Source organism: Halomonas sp. 3A7M, assembly GCF_014897875.1.
In the GTDB taxonomy this organism is placed as follows: domain Bacteria; phylum Pseudomonadota; class Gammaproteobacteria; order Pseudomonadales; family Halomonadaceae; genus Vreelandella.
This window is the reverse complement of sequence record NZ_JABUZD010000128.1, coordinates 1-1,285: the sequence shown is the minus strand read 5'-3', so window position 1 is coordinate 1,285 and position 1,285 is coordinate 1. Positions and strand designations below refer to the sequence as shown.

2 protein-coding genes are annotated in these 1,285 nt (G+C 43.7%); both read right to left on the bottom strand.

Annotated elements, in window-relative coordinates; translation table 11 throughout:
• Positions 1 to 169: 169 nt before the first annotated feature.
• Positions 170 to 553, bottom strand: a complete 384-nt coding sequence (locus INT19_RS11730; protein WP_193060863.1) for a histone-like nucleoid-structuring protein, MvaT/MvaU family — start codon at positions 551 to 553, stop codon at positions 170 to 172.
• Between the two features lie 180 nt (positions 554 to 733).
• Complete coding sequence (locus INT19_RS19865; RefSeq protein ID WP_446719026.1) at positions 734 to 1,168, bottom strand: AmiS/UreI family transporter; 435 nt, start codon at positions 1,166 to 1,168, stop codon at positions 734 to 736.
• Positions 1,169 to 1,285: the final 117 nt, after the last annotated feature.

Genomic DNA, 1,285 nt, shown 5'->3' with positions numbered 1-1,285 from the left:
CTGAGTGCGGTACTGGCTGAGGTACTATGAGAAATCCAGGCTAGCGCTCTACGAGCTTTACAAGGTAAACATAGAGAAACATACCGGCTTAATAAAGATATAGGGAGCATTTCCAGCTAGTAAATATCCGTCGCTCGCGGAGGAACCATGCGAGCGACGAATGAACATATTAAGCGCGCTCTTCTACGATCCAGCTAACCACTTCTTCATTGCCAAATTTAGCTTTCCACTCTTTAATGACGTTATGGTTGCCACCACGTGTTTCAACGACTTCCCCTGTATGCGGGTTCTTATATACCTTTAAAGGGCGCTTCTTGCGACCATCGGTACTACTAACCTTGGTGCCTTTAACTGATGAGGAGAGATATGACGGGTCAAGCATTTCGCATACGTCGCGTGCTAACTTGCCATGCTCGGTCATGAGCGTCTGTAATTTTTCCTTGAATTCCAGCTCTTTCTTCAGTTCGCTATTACTTTCAAGCGCTTGCAGCTCTTCCTGTAACTGCTTTAACATCTGCTCTTTCTTGATGTAGTCGCTCAATACTGATGCCATGTTTTCATCTCCATAATTTTCTAATTTCTTTGCCATATACTGATAGCACAGTAAAACATGTTAAGAGCGCTACTTCAGCATGACAGGCGTGCTCATGAACAGGCGCGGCCATTAAACGATTATATACCGCGTGATTTCGCAATGTGGGCGTTCTCAATAAATTTTAAGTAATGTTTACATTTAGTAACGGTCCGCTATGCATTGACGATGCCTAACAGTATCATAACGCCAGGAATCCAACCCGTAAAAACCGCGCAAAAGAGTGTGTAAATCGCGACTGAACGCTGTATTTTTTTCGCTAACGCTAGCAGACAAAAAAAACTGAACCACAAAGCAGACCATGCAAACCAGTTGAGTGTATTCCACAGCTCGAAGTTGAGTCCCATATCGGCGATGGAGCTCGCTCCAACAAATGCTCGGTGCTGCTGTAATACTAACAAAGAAACAGAACCACCCAAGTCCTATTCCATCCGCCTTTAAAAACTGGTTAGCCCCAACCCAAAGATAAGTAAAAGAAAATAGCAAGGTAAATGCCCCAGCACTAATAGCAGCAGAATTATCCGGCTCTCGGAAAATCAAATAGACAGCAATAATAAAGCTCAACACACCAACCATTATGTTGATGACAGATACCTCTTTGTCACCAACTTTGCCTAAGTGCTTATTCAAAATTAATCGCGTGATCAGCTTCATAGCTACCCAATAGCCGGTGTACCTCTTCACAGAGGTGAT